The following is a 16951-nucleotide window of genomic DNA, read 5'->3' on the forward strand; positions in this document are numbered from 1 at the left end:
GGGCGGTACGTCGGTGGCGGGTGCGGTACCCGGTCGGGTCGCCGGGGACCGCACCCGCTCGTCGCCCAACGGCCGTTACATGAAGCCCTGGGCGGCCTTCTTGTCGCCCGCGCGGTAGGCCGGGGCCGCTTCCTGGACGGCGCGGGCGATCTGCGTGAGCGACGTGTGGATGGCCTTGGCCTGGCGGTCCCAGTCCGCCTGGGCCATGTTGTAGGCCTCGCGGGCGTCGCCCGACCACAGCTCGGAGACCGAGCTGATCTTGGTCTTGATCGCGCGCAGGCTTTCGTCGAGTGCGTTCGCCTGGCTCCTGATGGTGCGGGCGGCCTCGTCGAGTGCGGCGTAGGTGACCAGCATGGTGCCGTCGTTCTGGGACATGGTGGAACTCCTTGTCAGTAGCTGCTGAGCTTGGAGGCGGGGGTGGTCGCGGGGGGCGGCGGGGAGGATCCCGCGTACCCGTCGACGACGTCGATTCCCCGCATGGCGGCGCTGACCGCGTCCTCCGTGTTGCCGGAGATCGTGCGGGCCGCTTCGATCGCTTCCTGGAACTTCAAAAGGAGCTTTCCGATGCCGACCATGTTGTTGTTGATCTGCGTCTGCTTCGCGTTGAAGGCGCCGGCTCCGATACCCCGCCACTGGCCTTCGAGGTTGTCGATCGTGGCGTGGAGCCGGGACAACTGGCCCTTGACGCTGAGGAAGTTGTGGGTGAGCTCGGTCTGGAGTTGGGCGAGTGCTACTCCGTTGACCTTCTGGATTGCCATGGACAGGTCTCCTCAGTGGAGTGGTGGGGCGGGAGTCGGGGGCGGGGTGATGACGGGCGGCGTCGGAGCCCGGCCGGGGGTGGTGGCCCAGGTTTCCTGCTCCTCCGTCGGGCGGTCGGTCCTGGGGTGTTGCTGTCCGCGCCGAGGACGTGTGGGCCTGCGGGGGGTGGGCGGCTGGTGCAGCGGCGGGGGACCCGGGCGCACCAGGCCCGTGCCGCCCGGGGTGAAGCCGCGGCCGCCGGGGGTGGAGGCCGATGCGGGCGGGCCGACGGGGGCTGTCCGCACGGGCGCCGGAGAGCTGAGCGGGATAGGGGTGCCGCCGATCACTCCGTAGGCGCGGGCGGACGTGGCGGGACCCGGGCGGCCGTTCGCAGCGCTGGGCGAGGAGGCGTACCCGGAGGTGGTGGGGACCCGGGGTGGGAGTGTGGGGCCGCCCGGGATTCCGCCGACGATTCCGGGGAGCGGGGGCGGGAGGGACGCGGAGAGCGCGGCAGGGGCAGCGGCGGTAGCGGGCGGGGTGCCGGGGAGAGCTGCGGTGGTACAGGGAGCGTGGGGAGTGGCGAGGCTGTTGAGTTCCATGGCGGGAGGGGCTGCCGTGGGCTGCGGGGAGGAGGCCGGGGGCATGGCCGGATGCCGTCCCGGGCCCGGCTCGTCCGCTCCCGGGGGCACCCACCTGGGCGTGGTGCCCGCCGGGACGTCGAAGGCCGCCGGGGTCGCGGCGGGACCTTCGGTCGGTCGGGCGGGCCCTTCCGCCGGGTGGGCCGGGACGGCGCCCGCCCAGCCGGGTGCGCCGGAGCCCGCACCCGCCGGGCCGGACGCCCCGGGGCCGGTTCCCGACGGGGTGGGGGTCGTCGGGCGGGGCACCGCGGCCTTCAGGTCGGCGTCGAAGGCCGGGGGGTTCTGCTCCCTCAGGACCGCCGTCGTGATCGTGTAGTAGGAGGTCAGGCGGTTGAGCTGGTTGATGGCTTCCTGCCGGTCCGGTTCCGGGGCGACAGCCCCGGCCACCCCCTTCGGGGGCATGGAGTTGCGTACCGAAGCCAGTCCCGTCGCCGCTTCCGTGAGCTGCTCGCCGACGACGTGCGCGTACGTGCCGAGGTCTTCGGCGTGCCTCGCGAGGCGGCTGCCGAACCTGCGGAACTCGGTGCCCGCCTCGCCCCGCCATTCCGCCGCGTCCAGGTGGCCCCGCAGTTCCCGGGAGGCGTCGAGGAACGCGGCCCTCATGTCGGTGAGGCCACGGCCCGCCCGTGCCAGGGCCCGGGGGTTTCCGGCCGCCACCAGGTCGACCATGGTGGCGAGTTCGTACGACTCGAACCGGGTCATCGCGGGGCCCTCCGGCTCTCGTCCGTGCCGCCCTCGTGCTCCGCACGGATGCGCGAGGCTTCCGCGCGGGTGCGGATGGCCCAGAAGCGGCGGCGGAGGTCTTCCTCCACGTTGTCGAAGCCGACCTCCGCGCCGTGCACGGCGATGCTCAGGGACTCGATCTGCTCGGTGAGGGAGCGGGAGAGCTGTACGAGACCGGAGTGCACACGGCGGTACTGGGCGTGCAGTTCGTCGGCTTCCGGAAAGGGGACGCCGGGCGCGCCGAAGTGGGCGCGGGAGAGGGTGAGCGTCGCGGCCTTCCTCGTACCGGCGTCGCCGTCCTCGAAGGCGGCCAGTATCGCGTGCACACGGGTACGGAACTTCTTCAGTGCGCCCACGCCCCGTTCGAGGTCGCCGGTGCCGCCGGGCGGGCCGCCTGTGTCGGGCACGGTGCTGCTCCTTTCGTCCTGGTGCGGGTCCTGCGGGTCCTGCGGGTCCTGCGGGTCCTGCGGGTCCTGCGGGTCCTGCGGGTCCTGCGGGTCCTGCGGGTCCTGCGGGTCCTGCGGCGGGAGTGTCCTGCCGAGGAGGTCGTTCCACTCGGGGTCGTGGTGCTGAGCGGCCACGCACGGCGCCGCCGGGGCGGTGCGTCCCGCGTGGGTGGCCGGGTGTGCGAAGTGCGCGGTCGGCACAGGCTCGTACGGCCGTGCACTCACCCGAGCGTGCCACCGGCCCGGTCCGGCGGATCCGGCCGAGCAGCTGGTCGGAGCCGGTGATGGCCCGCGATCTCCGCGTGTACGGGACGGCCTTCCGACACCCGTTCGGCGGGTGGCGTCAGGCCGGGCGGTCCCCCGGCGTACGTCGTCCGCGTCGCCTCGCGTCGCGCAGGGCGACCGCGCCGCCCACCAGCGCCGCGACGGCCGCGCCGGTACCCAGAAGGGTGTAGGTGGCAAGTCGCGCGGCGCGTTCCTGCGGTGTCTCGCCCTGCCGGGCGGGGGCCAGGAGGGCGGCCCGCTGCCGCGGCGGACCGCTGTCGGGCACCGGGCCGGCGCCGGGCTCCGGTTCGTCCTCCGTCAGGGCGCGCACCGGGTCGATCACTCCCCAGCCGGTCAGCGGGTCGGGGCCGGGGCCGGAACGTTCGGCCGTCTGCTGGAGCTGGGTGACGACCTGCTTCCCGCTCCACCCTCCGTGCTTCTCCTTGAGGAGTGCGGCCACCGCCGCGACGTACGGCGCGGAGAAGCTCGTCCCGCTGTCGGTGCAGTGGCCCCCGCGCGGGACGGTGGAGACGATGTCCGTGCCGGGGGCGGCGATGCCGACGAAGCCTCCGGACTGGGAGAAGTACGCCCGTTCGTTGTTGCGGTCGGAGGAGGCGACGGCGAGCACGCCGGGGTGGGAGGCGGGGTAGGAGGACTTCGGTGCGCCGTCCGCTCCGTCGTTTCCGGCCGAGGCGACGACCACCACGTTCCGGCCGAGGGCCAGGTCGAGCGCCCGACGCAGCTTGTAGGTGGGCTGCTGGGACGCCGCCATGTTCTGCGAGATGTTGATGACCTGCGCTTTGCGGGCGACCGCGTGCTCGATCGCCGCCGCGAGCGTGTCCGCGTCGCCGTTGTTGTCGTCGTCGTTCTGGACGAGGGGAAGGATGGTGGCGTCCGGGGCGAGGCCGGTGAAGCCGGTGTCCGGGTGCGGGCGGGCGGCGATGATGCCGGCGACCTTGGTGCCGTGGCCGACCGGGTCGGCGGTGCCGTTGCGGGTCGGGTTCCTCCGCTTGCCCGCCGCACCGAGGAAGTTGTGTCCGCCGGTGGTGTTCACCGCCGTCCTGAGCTGCGGGTGGGTGACGTCGACTCCGGTGTCGATGACGGCCACCGTGACGCCCTTGCCGGTGGCCTGCGCCCAGAGTTCGTCCAGCAGGACGCGTTGCAGGGGCCAGGGGCGGCCCGCGTACGGCTTGTTCGGGAAGGTGCAGGGGCCGCTGTCCACAGCCGGGTCGCCCTCGGCCTGTGCGGCGGGCGCGCAGAGGGTGACCAGGGCCACGGTCGCCATGCAGCGGGCGAGGCCGCGGTGCGCACCGGGCCTCTTCCCCCGCCTCGTACGGAACACCCGTCCTCCGCTTCTCATGAGCCCTGCGGCTGCTGCGCCGCACCTGTCGACAGTCGCGGCCCCGTCGGCAGCAGTTCCGACCAGGCGGCCGGGACGGGTACGGGACGCTTCTCCCCGTACCCGAGAAGCTGTGCGGCAGTCATCGGAGGGCCGGACGCGGCGGCGGCGTCCTTGTGTGACGGGCGTGGCGGGCGTGACGTGCCCGTCGGGGTGTCCGCGTTGTTCTGCAGCGCGTGGCGCAGGCCGGTGTCGGTGAGCAGGTAGTCCGTGCCGCTGCGGGTCTGCTTGCCCTTGAACTGGCGGAAGTACTGGCCGGATCCGGGGGTGACGCGGACGGCGGCGTCGCTGGTCGGCAGGGACTGGGGGAAGTGTGCGCCGGCCCACACGCCGAGCCGCGCGGCCCCCTTGCCGTCGACGCCCAGCAGGACGCTGCACACGGTGTTGCGGCTACCGGGCACCGGGCTCGGCGAGTTGACGGAAGCACGGGTGTGCTGCGGCCACTCGGCACCGCCGGGAGGTTCGAACGGGGCGCCGGGGGCGAAGCCGCCGTTCGCGGGGAACGGGGTCCCGCCGGGATGGAGCCGCGACAGCTCCGGGCTCGTCACCAGGAGCCTTGCCATGAGGTCCGAGACCGGGGCGATGCGGTCGGGAAGCACGAGGTAGTGCTGCCGCCGTCCGCCGGCGACCCCGGCCGTGACGACCGCGCCGACCTCGTCGTAAGGGGGAAGCACGCGCGGGGCGTGGGTGCGGACGCCGGGTTTCGCACCGATCGTCGGGAAGCCGATCGTGCCGCCCCTGTGCAGCGTCGCGAGCCAGCGCGCGGACACCTGCTGCGGCGCGCGTCGGGGACCGACGACCTGGCTGAGGAGGCCCGGGTCGGGGGCGTGCGGGTCCGCGGTCTTCGCGCCCGCGCGGGCCTGGACCGACCCGGGGGCTCGGACCGGCCCGGGGGTTCGGGCCGGCGCGAGGCGGTACGCGGTGCCTGTCGCGTCGACCACGTGATGCGACCCGTCCGGGGCCCTGACGTACAGGAGTTCACCGTCCTTCAGCCGTCGTGCGTCGGCGAGGGGGACGCGTTCCTCACCCGCGAGGACGAAGACCGCTCGCTGGACGGTGCGCCCGGCGCCGGGCCCTGGTCTCTCGCACACGGCCCAGCTCTTGCGCGCGACGGCCTCCCCCGGGTCCGGCAGCCGGTCGGGGGCGTACGGGATGCCGACGGCGGGGCCGCGGTCCAGACCGCTCGTGTCCAGGACCCTTTCGTCGACCTTGACGAAGCCCTTCCTGCTGTCCTTGAGCAGCAGCAGGCGTGCCGAGGACATGTTCAGGACGGGGTGGAGCCGCTTGGTTCCGTCGAGATCCAGCACCACGTAGCGGGCGGTGGACCGGCCGGCGACGATGACGTTCTCGCGCGGCTTCTTCCAGTCGGCCGGTGCGGCCGGTTGGAACAGCCCCCATGCCGCGGCGCCCGCGAGCGTCACCGCACCGACGAGCACCCCCGGCAGCACCGCGCGCAGCGGTCGCGGTGCGCCTTCCTCCGAACCGGTGGGGCTGGGCCGGAGGAACTGTGCGACCAGCCTCCGCTTGGCGAAGGTGTACGCATTGAGTTCGTCCCGTCGTGAGGCCATCGGACCGCCGCCACTCTCCCCTGTCGCCGCTGTCGGCACCCGTTCTCCGGCTCTCGCCGGTCCGGTTCCGGCCGTACGATTCGTCACTCTCAGCTCGGATAGGGTGAACGCTCGGTCAACTTCCGCAGGTGGGCGGGGGTTACGGTCGCAGGAGGTGGGGCGGCGATGGGGATGCGTGTGCGGGGGTTCAACTTCCCTTACGGCGTGCGGGAGTTGGTTATCTGCCAAGTGTCGCTCGCGGTGGCGGCGGCGGGCGCTGCGAACGGGTCGCCGTGGCGCGCGCCGGCACTCGGGTGCGCAGCCGCCGGGCTGGCGCTCGCGCTGCCGCGCAGGCGCGGCAGGGCCGCCTGGGCGTGGCTCGCGGTGACGGTCGCACATCGGGTGAGAGTGCGGCGCCACCGGCAGGCCCCGGGGGCGCGGACGCATTCCGCTTACGGAGGCCCCGAGGAGCGCGGGCTCCACGGGATGCCGGGGCTGCGGCCGTACCCGTACGAGACCAGGGACCGGCGGGTCGTCGGGATGATCGGCGACGGGACGTTCCTGACGGCGGTGGTGCGCGTCGGGGCGGGCGGGGGCGGAGGGCTGCAACCGGCGGGGGGCGCACGGCAGTTGCCGCTTCCGTTGCTGGCGGACGCGTTGGAGGTGGACGGCATCGCACTGGCCTCGGCGCAGTGGGTGCAGCAGGTGCGGGGTGGATACGCGGTTGGAGGCGACGGGGTGGGCGGGGGGTTCGACGGGCGGGACGAGGGGCGGGGTGCGGGTCGGCGCGGGGGTCGGTCTGACGGTCGGAGTGGGGGGTGGGTTGGTGGGTGGGTTGGTGGGTGGGTTGGTGGGTGGGTTGGTGGCCGGAGTGGAGGGCGGGGTGGCGGGCGGTCCGGCGGCCGGGGTGGGGAGCGGGGTGGCGGGCGGTCCGGCGGTTGGCGTGGGGGCGACGACCGGACGCGGGAGCCTTCCATTGACCCGGACCTGTACGCCATGGGCATCTCTACGCCTGCGATGCGTCTGACGTGGGTGGCATTGCGGCTGGAACCGGACTTGTGCCCGGAGGCGGTGGCGGCGCGCGGGGGTGGACTCGGCGGGGCGCAGCGCTGTCTGGTGCGGGTGGCCGACCACGTGGCGAGCCGGCTCGCGGGATCGGGGCTGCGGGCAGAGGTGCTGGACCAGGACGAAGTGCACTCGGCACTGCGGGCGGCGGCTTGCGCGGAGTCGGGGGAGGCTGCGGGCGGGGCGATTGGTGCGGGTGCGAGTGGTGCGCGTGCGGATGCGAGTACGTCTATCGACGCGAACGGGGCGGACGTGGCGGGCACGGCGAACGGCATGAGCTGGGCGGACGGTGCGGGCGGCTCGGACGGTGCAGACGGGACCGTTCGTGCGCTCGACTCGGACGGTGCAGGCGGAACCAGCGGTGCGGGCGAGGTGGACGGCACAGGCGGGCCGAGTGCGCCACAAGGCGCGTCGGGGGCTGGCGGGATCCGCGGCACTGAGTCCGTGCGGACCTGGCAGTACGGGAGTCGGCTGCACACCGTCTACGCGGTGCACGGGTGGCGGGACGGAGCCGGCACCCTGCTCGGTGCGCTGCCCGGCCGGGCGGCCACCGTCGGTCTCACGGTGCGGCGCGGCGCGCAACGGGGGACGGTGGAAATGACCTCACACGTTCGGGTCACGGGGTCGAGTAGGAGCGAACTGATCTCGACAGGAGTGGAGTTGGAACGTCACCTGGGTGCGTCGCGAGTTCGTCTCGTACGGCTGGACCGGGAGCAGTGGCCCGGGATGCTCGCCACGCTGCCGCTGGGAAGTGGGCGCGGACAGGGGCCGGGCCGGGAACGACACGTGGAGCGGGTTCCGGTTCCGAGGCAGGGGCAGAGGCAGGAGCAGGGGCATGAGCAGCTGCCGCAGGGAGGCGTGGCGCGGTGAGGGGCGCGTGGAGGGTTCGCGGGACGGGGCGGAGGGGCGGGGATCCAGCGGTGTCGGCCGCGCCGGGTGATGCGGATGTGCGGGACGGTTCGGCGGGGGCGGCCGAGTCGGGGACGGAGGCCGGGGCTGCGGGGGCGTTCCCGGCAGACGTTTCGTTCGCTTCCGTCGGAGCGGGTGAGCCCGTCGGGGCGGGTACGCCTATCGGGGCGGGCACGGCCGTCGGGGCGGGCACACCTATCGGAGTGGGTACGCCCGTCGGAGCAGGTGTGGCCGTCGCGGGAGGTACGCCCGTCGGAGCAGGTGTGGCCGTCGCGGGAGGTACGCCCGTCGGAGCAGGTGTGGCCGTCGCGGGAGGTACGCCCGTCGACTCCTCCCGCGCCGGTCTGCCTGTAGGAGGTGACGGGATCCTCGTCGGGAGTGACGCGGAAGGACGGCAACTCTTCCTCGGGGTGCACCGGCCTGCTCCGTACGACGTGCTGCTGATCGGAGGGCTGTGGACCGCCCAGGTGCTGGCGCTGCGTACGGCCCGGTCGGGTGCGGGAGTCCGGGTGGCCGTCGAGACCGCGAGGACCCCGGCTTGGGCAGGGGTCGCGCAGGTGGGCGGTACGGCGGAAGCCCACGGGGGCGAGTGCGAGGGCGCAGCCGGGGTGGAACTGTTCGAGGTGGGGCGGGTGCCGGTGCTGGGGGCTATCGAGGGCCGACCGGTACTGGTGGTGCGGGATTGCGGAATGCGTCCGCCGAGGGGCCGGGTACGGCCTTCCCCGTGGCAGACGGTGGTGACGTTGCTGCCGTACCTGAGTCCGGTGGCGCCCCGGCTGATCCGGGAGTCGGCGCTCGTCGGCGTACAGCAGGTGTCTCCGGAGGAGGCGGCCCGGCTCGGGCGGCTGCTGGGGCTGTCGACCGAGGAGACTGCGGCCCTGCCGGGCCTGGACGACGGGGTGACGCTGTGGTGTGCGGGACACGACCAGCAGTGGGTCTCGACCGTGCCCGTCGGGGGCGAGGAGGCGCTGCTGGGGCCGCCTCGCAGGACGGAACCGGCCCCCCGGCCCTGAACCGGTCAGGACACAGGAACGGCAGCGGCAGCGGCAGCGGCAGCGGCAACAACGCCAGCAGCAACCGGAACGTCGGCCTGCTCGGCGCGCACGTGTCCGGCGTGCGGTAAGGCTCCGCATCACCTCGCTGCCGAGGACGTCGGATGCGCACGCGACGGAGGACCCCGGACCGGTTCGGGCGCGTGGCTGGACCGACCTGCCGGTGGGCGGGCGCGGCGTCTCGGCGAAGTCCTCGGGGGTGCGGGCGGCTGCGCGGGGCCGTCGCCTGCGCCACGGACGCACCCACGGGCGACCGGGCACAAGCGGACGCAGGCAGCCACCCGGGCGAAGGCGTCAGCGGCAAGGGACGCTTTCACCGGCCCGGCGGGGGTACGACGCACCCTCGCGGGACCCGGGCACAAGCGGACACAGGCAGCGACCCGGGCGAAGGCGTCAGCGGTAGGCGGCACCTACACCGGCCCGGCTGCGGTACCAAGCACCCTCGTAGGACCGGCCACAAACGGACGCAGCCGGCAACCCGGGCGAAGGCGTCGACAGTAGCGGGCACCGCCCGGCGGGGGCACCACGCGCCCTCGCGGGACCGGCCACAAACGCACGCAGACAGCAACCTGGGCGAAGGCGTCGGCAGGCAAGCGGACACAGGCGGCAACTCGCACCCTCGTGCGGCCGGCCGCGGCACGGAGCTGCGCGGACGCCCCGCCACTCCCACCACTCTCAGGCGCCAACCCGTGGCCCGGCACACGACCACCCACGGACACCTGCCGACGCCCACCGGCAGGAGCCCCCGAACCGCACCGTCGGGGCCTGTCGGGGACTCCTCCCCCCCACCACGATCGGCGCGATCGCGCAACCCCCCTCCGGCGCATCGGGCACCATGGGCGAAGAGCTGGACCAAGTGGACGCGAAGGGACACCGGAATGGGAACGCAGCAGGAGAAGGACGCCCTGTACGCCCTCGACATCTCGGACGTGGAGTGGCTCGGTGCGCCGGGCACCGAGGATGCCGAGGAGCGGGTGGAGATCGCGTACCTGCCCGAGGGTGCGGTGGCGATGCGGTCGTCGGCGGACCCCGCAACGGTGCTGCGGTACACCGAGGCGGAGTGGACGGCCTTCGTGCTGGGCGCGCGTGACGGCGAGTTCGACCTCACGTGACCGGCCGCTGACGGTCACCTGCGGGTGATCGTACGCAGATGACGGAGCGGTCCACCCCGGGGGCGGTGCAACCGGGTCGGGCCGCTCCGTCATGTGTGCGGTGCAGGAGTGCGTGACCTCATGATGACGCTCGCCACAGCGGGGGCACTTGGGTGCCGGGGTGTGAGAGCCCCCTGTATGTGAACGGCCCGTATGGGAACGGCCCGTATCCCGTAGGGAGATGTCAGGCGATGACCGTTTTGTTCGCCGGGAAGCGGCGCAGGAAGACCGCTTGTGGGCGTCATGTGACGGCAGATGCGCGGTTCGTCGGGCGATCGGGCCTGCCCTACCGGTGGTGCTGACGACTAGGCTGACGCCTGGGCGCGACAGGTGCACTCCGGCGGACCTGCGGCACATACGGGCCGCCGAGCGGTCCTGCGCCCCGTAGTTGCACGCAGGAGACGGGGAAGTACGGGGAAGTGCCGAGCGGATCGGACGACGGAAGCGGTCACCCCACCCACCACGCACGGCACCAGGGTGCTCGACCACAGCAGGAGGCAATGTGAACGGCGAGCGGGACGAGATCCGCGAGGACTGGAACGTGCCCGTCGACGAGACGCCCGACGCGGAGGCCGACCGCACGGGTGAGTTCACCATCGACTACACGCCGCCCGCTTGGTACACCCAGCACGCGACCCCTTCGGGCCCAGCGAGCGCGGCCGATCCGTCGGGTCCGGCAGGCGACGACGTCGCGGGTGCGATCCCGGCGCCCTCGCCGGACGCCGGTGACAGTGCGCGGGAACCGGCTCGGAACGGCGACCTGGAGAGCGGGGCGACCATGCGGTTCTCCCCCGCCGCTCTGCGACGGCAGTTCGAGAATCTCGCGGACGCCGCAAAGACCGGAGCGGGTACCGCCGCGGGCTCGGAAAGGGCGACCGGCGCGGAGGACGCGAAGAACGCGGAGAACGCGGAGAACGCGGACGCTGCCGGCGTGGCCCCCGGGGCTGACGTCCGCCCAAGCCCTCTCGGCAACGAGGACGGCCCTGCGGCCTCGGCCGCCGACTCCACCACCTCGGACGTACCGGCCGGTGCCGGGACGGCAGCAGACGCCGAGGCCCGCATCGACGACGGGTCCGGGCCCGTGAGGCAGGACGCCGACCGCCGCTCCGACGCCGGGTCCGCCGCCTCGGCGGGGTTCGGCGACGTCACGGACACCACTGACGCACACGCCCCGGCCGAATCCGCCGAGGCCCCCGCGAAAGCTGCCGTTCCTGCCGAACGTCACGGCTACGCCTCCGCCGAGGAGAGCTGGTCGCCGTCGGGTCGCGGGGCCGGCCCGGACGTGAACGCAGCCGGGCCAAGTGACCCCGGCAGCACGGACGTCGACGCCTGGAACTCCCCCACTGACGGGGCGGAAGCCGGTGGCGGCACCGGTGGCGTGCGGAGCGAGGACGAGCCGAGCGACTCCGTTCCGAGCAACTACACGGCGGACGGCACGTCGACGGACGAGGACTTCGCGCCGAGCGATTCCGTACCCCGCGACGTCCTCACGAGCACCTCGGGCACGGACACCTCGCACTTGGACACGCCCGGCTCGGACACGTCCGGCGCGGGCACCTCGGACGCGGACACGCCCGGCACAGACGCGCCCGGCACGGACACATCGCGCTCGGACACGCTCGACACGGCGGACGCCCTTCCGTACGACGGGATCAGCGACGCCGTTCCTCCGGGCGCAGGCGAGCCGCAGGACGAGCCGAGGGACACACCGCCGTCCGGCGCAGCCGTGGCGCCCGTCGGCCAGTCGTGGACTCCCCCGGCTCCGCCGCAGGGCAGCCTTCCGCCGCTCCCGCCGTCCTTCCCGCCCGCGGCGCCCCCCACCGCACCGCAGTGGCCGGCCCCTGCCCCTCCGCAGTCCTGGTCCCCGCCCGCACCGTCGAGCGAGACGTCCGGGCAGCAGGCGCAGGGGTCCCCCGGATTTCCCCAGAACCCCGCAGCGGCACAGCCGGGAGCGTACGGATTCCCGCAGCCGCCGCAGGACCCGCACTCCTCCGGTTCGCCCGCCCAGCAGGGTGGTCACCTCGCACCGCAGCCCCCGGCACCGCAGCCCCCGGCACCGCAGGGCGCATTCCCGCAGGGCGCATTCCCGCAGACCCACGCTCCCGGCGCGCCTCAGGCCGGTTACGGATTCCCGCATCAGCCCGAAGCCGCCCAGGCCGCCTCCCAGCCCGCCGCCCCCCAGCCCACCGCCCCCGAGCCAGAAGCCGGTCAGCCGGGCGCGTACGGCTTCCCGCAGCAGGGCCCCGTTCCCACGGGGCAGGGCGGCGGGTTGCCGCACGCAGCAGCCGCGCCCCCTGCCGCCGGTGCACCCGAGCCCGTACAGCCGCAGCAGCCCGGCGTCCCCCGGCAGCCGTTCGCGGCACACACCCACGAGGCGCAGGACGGCTTCCCGCAGCAAGCGGCTCCCGGCGCACCCCAAGGCGGGTACGGCTTCCCCCAGCAAGCGGCTCCCGGCGCACCCCAAGGCGGGTACGGCTTCCCCCAGCAGCCCGCAGCACCGGGCGCTCCCTCCGTCGCCGGACTGGAAGAACCCCGAGTCCCCGTGTACGGCACGACCGGCGACGCCCACCAGCAGGGCGGTTACGGGTTCCCGCAGCCCTCCGCCCCCGGCGGCCTGCCGGCGGAGCAGCCGTCCCGGGCACCGGACGCGCAACCGGCCCCCGTACAGCAGCCCCAGCAGCAACAGCCTGCACAGCAGCCCCAGGCGAGCGGTGCGCCGGGCGCGCCCGTCGACCCCCGCACCGGGGCCGCCTGGCCGTCTCCCGTCGCACACGACGAGCGGCAGCAGTCGCACCCCGGCGCCCCCCTCGGCTACACCGCCGCAGTCGAACTGTCCTCCGAGCGGTTGCTGCGCAACAACAAGCCGAAGCCCAAGTCCAGCCGGAACCCGTCCGGTGCCTCCCGCTTCAAGTTCGGCGGGAAGAAGGAGGAGGCCGAGCGGCTGCGCAGGCTCGAACTGATCCGTACCCCGGTGCTGTCCTGCTACCGCATCGCGGTCATCTCCCTCAAGGGCGGCGTCGGGAAGACCACCACGACGACCGCGCTCGGAGCGACCCTCGCCACCGAGCGGCAGGACAAGATCCTCGCGATCGACGCCAACCCGGACGCGGGCACGCTGGGCCGTCGTGTACGGCGCGAGACCGGGGCCACCATCCGCGACCTCGTCCAGGCGATTCCGTACCTCAACTCCTACATGGACATCCGGCGGTTCACCTCGCAGGCCCCGTCCGGCTTGGAGATCATCGCCAACGACGTCGACCCGGCCGTCTCGACCGCCTTCAACGACGAGGACTACCGGCGCGCGATCGACGTGCTCGGCAAGCAGTACCCGATCATCCTGACGGACTCGGGCACCGGCCTGCTGTACAGCGCGATGCGCGGAGTGCTGGACCTCGCCGACCAGTTGATCATCGTCTCGACGCCGTCCGTGGACGGTGCGAGCAGTGCGTCGACCACGCTGGACTGGCTGTCGGCGCACGGGTACGCGGAGCTGGTGCAGCGTTCGCTGACGGTCATCTCCGGGGTGCGAGAGACCGGGAAGATGGTCAAGGTCGACGACATCGTGCAGCACTTCGAGACGCGGTGCCGTGGTGTGGTGGTCGTGCCCTTCGACGAGCACCTGGCGGCGGGCGCCGAGGTGGACCTCGACATGATGCGGCCCAAGACGCGCGAGGCGTACTTCCACCTGTCGGCGCTGGTCGCGGAGGACTTCGTACGGGCGCAGCAGGCGCAGGGCCTGTGGACGGCGGACGGCAACCCGCCCCCGCACCTGGCACCACCGCTGCCGGGACAGGGACAGGCCCAGGGCCAGCCCTCGGGCCGGCCCCAGCAACCGTACTCAGCCCAACAGCCGTACGCAGCCCAGCAGCACGCAGCCCAGCAGCACGCGGCCCAGCAGCACGTACAGCCGCAGCACGTACAGCCAGGGCAAGCCGCACCGCACGCACAGCCGGGGCAGCACGTACCACCCGCACAGCCGGGGCACACCGGTCAGCAGGTACAGCCGGGTCAGCCATGGCCGCAGCAGCCCGGCCAGGTGTCCTCCGGACACTCCGCGCCGCACGGAACGCCCGGTCGGCCGGGGCAGCAGTTCCCCGGCGCCACCCCCCAGCCGTACCCGGACCCGCAGCACCACCCGCACGCGCACCCGGACCCGCAGCAGCACCCGCAGCAACCCCAGTCCCACGGCAACTGGCAGCAGGCCCCCGCACCGCAGGGGCAGCCCGTTCCGCAGGGTTCAGCCGCCCCGCAAGGGCAGCCCGTTCCGCAGGGTTCAGCCGCCCCGCAAGGGCAGCCCGCCCCGCAAGGGCAGCCCCCCGTCCACGCCCAGCCCACTCCTCAGGGACAGGTTGCTCCCCAGGGGCAGGCGGCTCCCCACGGGCAGCCCGCGCCCGGCGCCCAGCAGTTCCCCGGCGCGCCGGGCCAACTCCCGTCCGCGCAGCCCCGGACAGACGGGGCGCCGATCCCCGCGCAGCCCGGCCCATCGGATCAGCCGGGCCAGCCCGGACAGCCCGCTCCGTCGGGGCAGCACGGTCAGCCGATGCCTCCCGCGCAGCCCGGCGACCCGTATCCCGCTGCACCGGAGGGCATCGTTCCACCGCCGGGCGACTGGTCGCAGCAGCAACCCCCGCAGCCGCCGCCGGCCCCTCAGCAGTAGGGCGTCAGGGGTTCGGACCACTGGAGGCCCGCGCCACGGTCACCACGACCGTGACGCGGGCCTCCCGCATGTCCGGACGTACACACGAACGAATGAACCGGCGAACGCTCGGCCGCGCCCCCCATGGCGCGCCGACCTCTCCCCCAAACCACTGGTACGGGACCTTTTCCCTTTGCCAGCACAGGAGTTGATGAGCCGTTGACATGTCCGGAAGCCCGCTGGTAGACCTGCGCCACATCACATGCCACCCATGATCCACCCGCCTGATGGGCATGTACGAGCAGACAGACGAGCCGGCAGACGAGCCAGTGACGACGCGAGGTCTCCGACCATGGACACAAAGGGCACCACCACCGACGTTCCGCCGCCCCACGCCCCACCCCGCCCCGCCCGTGCCCGGGTGCGCCGCCTCGTGGCGACCGGTGCCACCGCCTTCGCCCTGCTGGCGACGGCCGCCGCTCCGCAGGGCGCGCAGGTGCCGTACGCCGCGCAGGGGGCGAAGGCAGCGCAGGAGGGAAAGGCCGCAGCCGCCGGTTCCCCGGTCGCGGCTGCCGAGGGCGGCCGGTCCCTCACCGTCGCCGTCTCCCAGAGCGTCGACTCGCTCTCGCCGTTCCTCGCCGGCCGTCTCGTCAGTACGACGATCCACCGCCTGGTGTACGAGTACCTGACGAACTACGACGTCAAGGACGCGCGCACCGTCCCCGCCCTCGCCACCGAGTGGACGTCGTCCCCGGACAAGCTGACGTGGACGTACAAGATCCGTAAGAACTCGAAGTGGTCCGACGGCAAGCAGGCCACCGCCGAGGACGCCGCCTACACGTTCAACAAGATGATGACGGACGAGGGCGCCGCCACGGCCAACGGAAGCTTCACCGCCAACTTCAAGAAGGTCACGGCCACCGACGCCGAGACCCTCGTCGTCGAACTGAAGAAGCCGCAGGCGACGATGACGGCGCTGGACGTGCCCATCGTGCCCCGGCACGTGTGGGAGAAGGTCGGCGACTTCTCGAAGTTCAACAACGACAAGACGTTCCCGATCGTCGGCAACGGGCCGTACGTCATCACCGCCTACAAGCCCGACCAGTACGTGAAGCTGAAGGCCAACAAGACGTTCTGGCGGGGCGCCCCCGAGTTCGACGAACTGACCCTGAAGTACTACAAGGACAACGACGCGGCGGTGGCCGCCCTGCGCACCGGCGAGGTCGGCTTCGTACAGAACCTGACGCCCGCCCAGGCGAAGTCCCTGAAGTCGGCGCCGGACATCAAGGTCAACGACGCGCCGGGCCGGCGATTCCTCGCGCTCGCCGTCAATCCCGGCGCGCAGGACAGGAAGGGCCGGAAGTTCGGCGACGGGCATCCTGCGCTCCTCGACCCGCAGGTCCGCAAGGCCCTGTTCGCGGCCGTGGACCGCAAGGCCATCGTCGACAAGGTCTACCAGGGGCACGCGGTGGAGGGGCAGGGCTACATCCCGCCGCGCTTCGCCGACTACCACTGGCAGCCGTCCGCCGACCAGAGGATCGACTACGACCCGACCGCCGCCGAAAAGCTCCTCTTCAGCGCCGGGTACAAGAAGAACGCGGAGGGCAAGCGCGTCGGCAAGGACGGCACACCGCTCGAATTCCGCATCCTGTGCCACGCCACCGACCCCAACGACAAGGCGATCGGCAAGTACCTCCAGGAGTGGTGGGGCGCGCTGGGCATCGGCTTGCAGGTCCAGTGCCTGGACAACGTCACCGACCCCTGGCAGGCCGGCGAGTACGACCTCGCCTTCGACGGCTACTCGGTCAACCCCGACCCGGACTACGTCCTGTCCATCCACACCTGCGCGGCACTGCCGTCCGGTCCCAGGGCCACCGGGCAGACCGACAACTTCATCTGCGACAAGCAGTTCGACGACCTGTACGCCCAGCAGATCGTCGAGTACGACAAGGCGAAGCGCGTCGACCTCGTCAAGCGGATGCAGTCGCGGCTGTACGACACCGGGTTCATGAACGTGATGGTGTACCCGAACGCGGTGGAGGCCTACCGCACCGACCAGATCAAGTCGATCAAGACCATGCCGGAGGCGGCGGGCAACATCTGGGGCCAGGACGGCTACTGGAGCTGGTGGTCCGCCGAACCCGCCGTCGGGGACGACGGGGACGGGGGCGGCGGCTCCGGCCCCACGCTCTGGATCGTCGTCGGCATCGGCGTACTGCTGCTCGCCGCGGTCGGCGTCGTCGTCGCCATGCGCCGCCGCACCACCGCAGAGGACCGCGAGTAGCCGATGGACCCTGCGTCGAGGGACCCCGCGTCGAGGGACTCTGCACCGGGCGACTCCGCCTCCGTGGGCTCCGCTTCCATGGGCGCCGCACCGAGGGAA

At 73.1% G+C, this 16951-nt stretch carries 10 protein-coding genes and 2 pseudogenes; 6 read left to right on the top strand and 6 right to left on the bottom strand.

From position 1 onward, the window contains the following. Positions 1-75 precede the first annotated feature (75 nt). The 6 genes from ACQPZG_RS09520 to ACQPZG_RS09545 form a co-directional block, all read right to left on the bottom strand. Entirely contained in the window at positions 76-375 is a 300-nt protein-coding gene (locus ACQPZG_RS09520; RefSeq protein WP_185034545.1) for a WXG100 family type VII secretion target, read from the bottom strand. Positions 376-389: 14 nt separating this feature from the next. Continuing rightward, the gene (locus ACQPZG_RS09525) at positions 390-758 is read right to left on the bottom strand and encodes a WXG100 family type VII secretion target (RefSeq protein WP_433545391.1); all 369 of its coding nucleotides are present in this window, start codon (positions 756-758) and stop codon (positions 390-392) included. A 12-nt stretch (positions 759-770) separates the two neighbouring features. After that, complete coding sequence (locus ACQPZG_RS09530; protein ID WP_433545392.1) at positions 771-2078, bottom strand: hypothetical protein; 1308 nt, start codon at positions 2076-2078, stop codon at positions 771-773. After that, on the bottom strand, positions 2075-2770 hold the full coding sequence (locus tag ACQPZG_RS09535) for a hypothetical protein (protein ID WP_433545393.1): 696 nt from the start codon (positions 2768-2770) through the stop codon (positions 2075-2077). Before ACQPZG_RS09535 ends, ACQPZG_RS09530 begins: the two co-directional genes overlap by 4 nt. Before the next feature lie 118 nt (positions 2771-2888). After that, positions 2889-4094: a type VII secretion-associated serine protease mycosin gene (gene mycP, locus ACQPZG_RS09540; protein ID WP_433549332.1), complete on the bottom strand. Its 1206-nt coding sequence runs from the start codon at positions 4092-4094 to the stop codon at positions 2889-2891. 71 nt (positions 4095-4165) lie between these two features. Further along, positions 4166-5776 carry a type VII secretion protein EccB gene (locus ACQPZG_RS09545; protein WP_433545394.1) on the bottom strand — a complete coding sequence of 537 codons (1611 nt, stop codon included), beginning with the start codon at positions 5774-5776 and terminating at the stop codon, positions 4166-4168. 498 nt (positions 5777-6274) lie between these two features. On the opposite strand from ACQPZG_RS09545, the pseudogene ACQPZG_RS09550 reads away from it, so the two are divergent. The 6 genes and pseudogenes from ACQPZG_RS09550 to ACQPZG_RS09575 form a co-directional block, all read left to right on the top strand. After that, a pseudogene (locus ACQPZG_RS09550) lies at positions 6275-6478 on the top strand (type VII secretion protein EccE); the annotation flags it as partial. A gap of 288 nt (positions 6479-6766) precedes the next feature. Further along, positions 6767-6979, top strand: a pseudogene (locus ACQPZG_RS09555) (type VII secretion protein EccE); the annotation flags it as partial. Between the two features lie 1049 nt (positions 6980-8028). After that, positions 8029-8742, top strand: a complete 714-nt coding sequence (locus ACQPZG_RS09560; RefSeq protein ID WP_433545395.1) for a hypothetical protein — start codon at positions 8029-8031, stop codon at positions 8740-8742. 917 nt (positions 8743-9659) lie between these two features. Beyond that, on the top strand, positions 9660-9893 hold the full coding sequence (locus tag ACQPZG_RS09565; protein ID WP_433545396.1) for a DUF397 domain-containing protein: 234 nt from the start codon (positions 9660-9662) through the stop codon (positions 9891-9893). A gap of 541 nt (positions 9894-10434) precedes the next feature. Next, positions 10435-14589: an SCO5717 family growth-regulating ATPase gene (locus ACQPZG_RS09570; RefSeq protein WP_433545397.1), complete on the top strand. Its 4155-nt coding sequence runs from the start codon at positions 10435-10437 to the stop codon at positions 14587-14589. A gap of 331 nt (positions 14590-14920) precedes the next feature. Further along, positions 14921-16852, top strand: a complete 1932-nt coding sequence (locus ACQPZG_RS09575) for an ABC transporter substrate-binding protein (RefSeq protein ID WP_433545398.1) — start codon at positions 14921-14923, stop codon at positions 16850-16852. Positions 16853-16951: the final 99 nt, after the last annotated feature.

Origin of the sequence: Streptomyces sp. CA-294286, assembly GCF_050947155.1 — a bacterium.
GTDB lineage: Bacteria > Actinomycetota > Actinomycetes > Streptomycetales > Streptomycetaceae > Streptomyces.

What these genes read in the sequence shown, in the direction of transcription:
- ACQPZG_RS09520 (WP_185034545.1), bottom strand. Translation starts at nt 375, where the DNA reads ATGTCCCAGAACGACGGCACCATGCTGGTCACCTACGCCGCACTCGAC.
- ACQPZG_RS09525 (WP_433545391.1), bottom strand. Translation starts at nt 758, where the DNA reads ATGGCAATCCAGAAGGTCAACGGAGTAGCACTCGCCCAACTCCAGACC.
- ACQPZG_RS09530 (WP_433545392.1), bottom strand. Translation starts at nt 2,078, where the DNA reads ATGACCCGGTTCGAGTCGTACGAACTCGCCACCATGGTCGACCTGGTG.
- mycP (WP_433549332.1), bottom strand. Translation starts at nt 4,094, where the DNA reads ATGGCGACCGTGGCCCTGGTCACCCTCTGCGCGCCCGCCGCACAGGCC.
- ACQPZG_RS09545 (WP_433545394.1), bottom strand. Translation starts at nt 5,776, where the DNA reads ATGGCCTCACGACGGGACGAACTCAATGCGTACACCTTCGCCAAGCGG.
- ACQPZG_RS09565 (WP_433545396.1), top strand. Translation starts at nt 9,660, where the DNA reads ATGGGAACGCAGCAGGAGAAGGACGCCCTGTACGCCCTCGACATCTCG.
- ACQPZG_RS09575 (WP_433545398.1), top strand. Translation starts at nt 14,921, where the DNA reads ATGGACACAAAGGGCACCACCACCGACGTTCCGCCGCCCCACGCCCCA.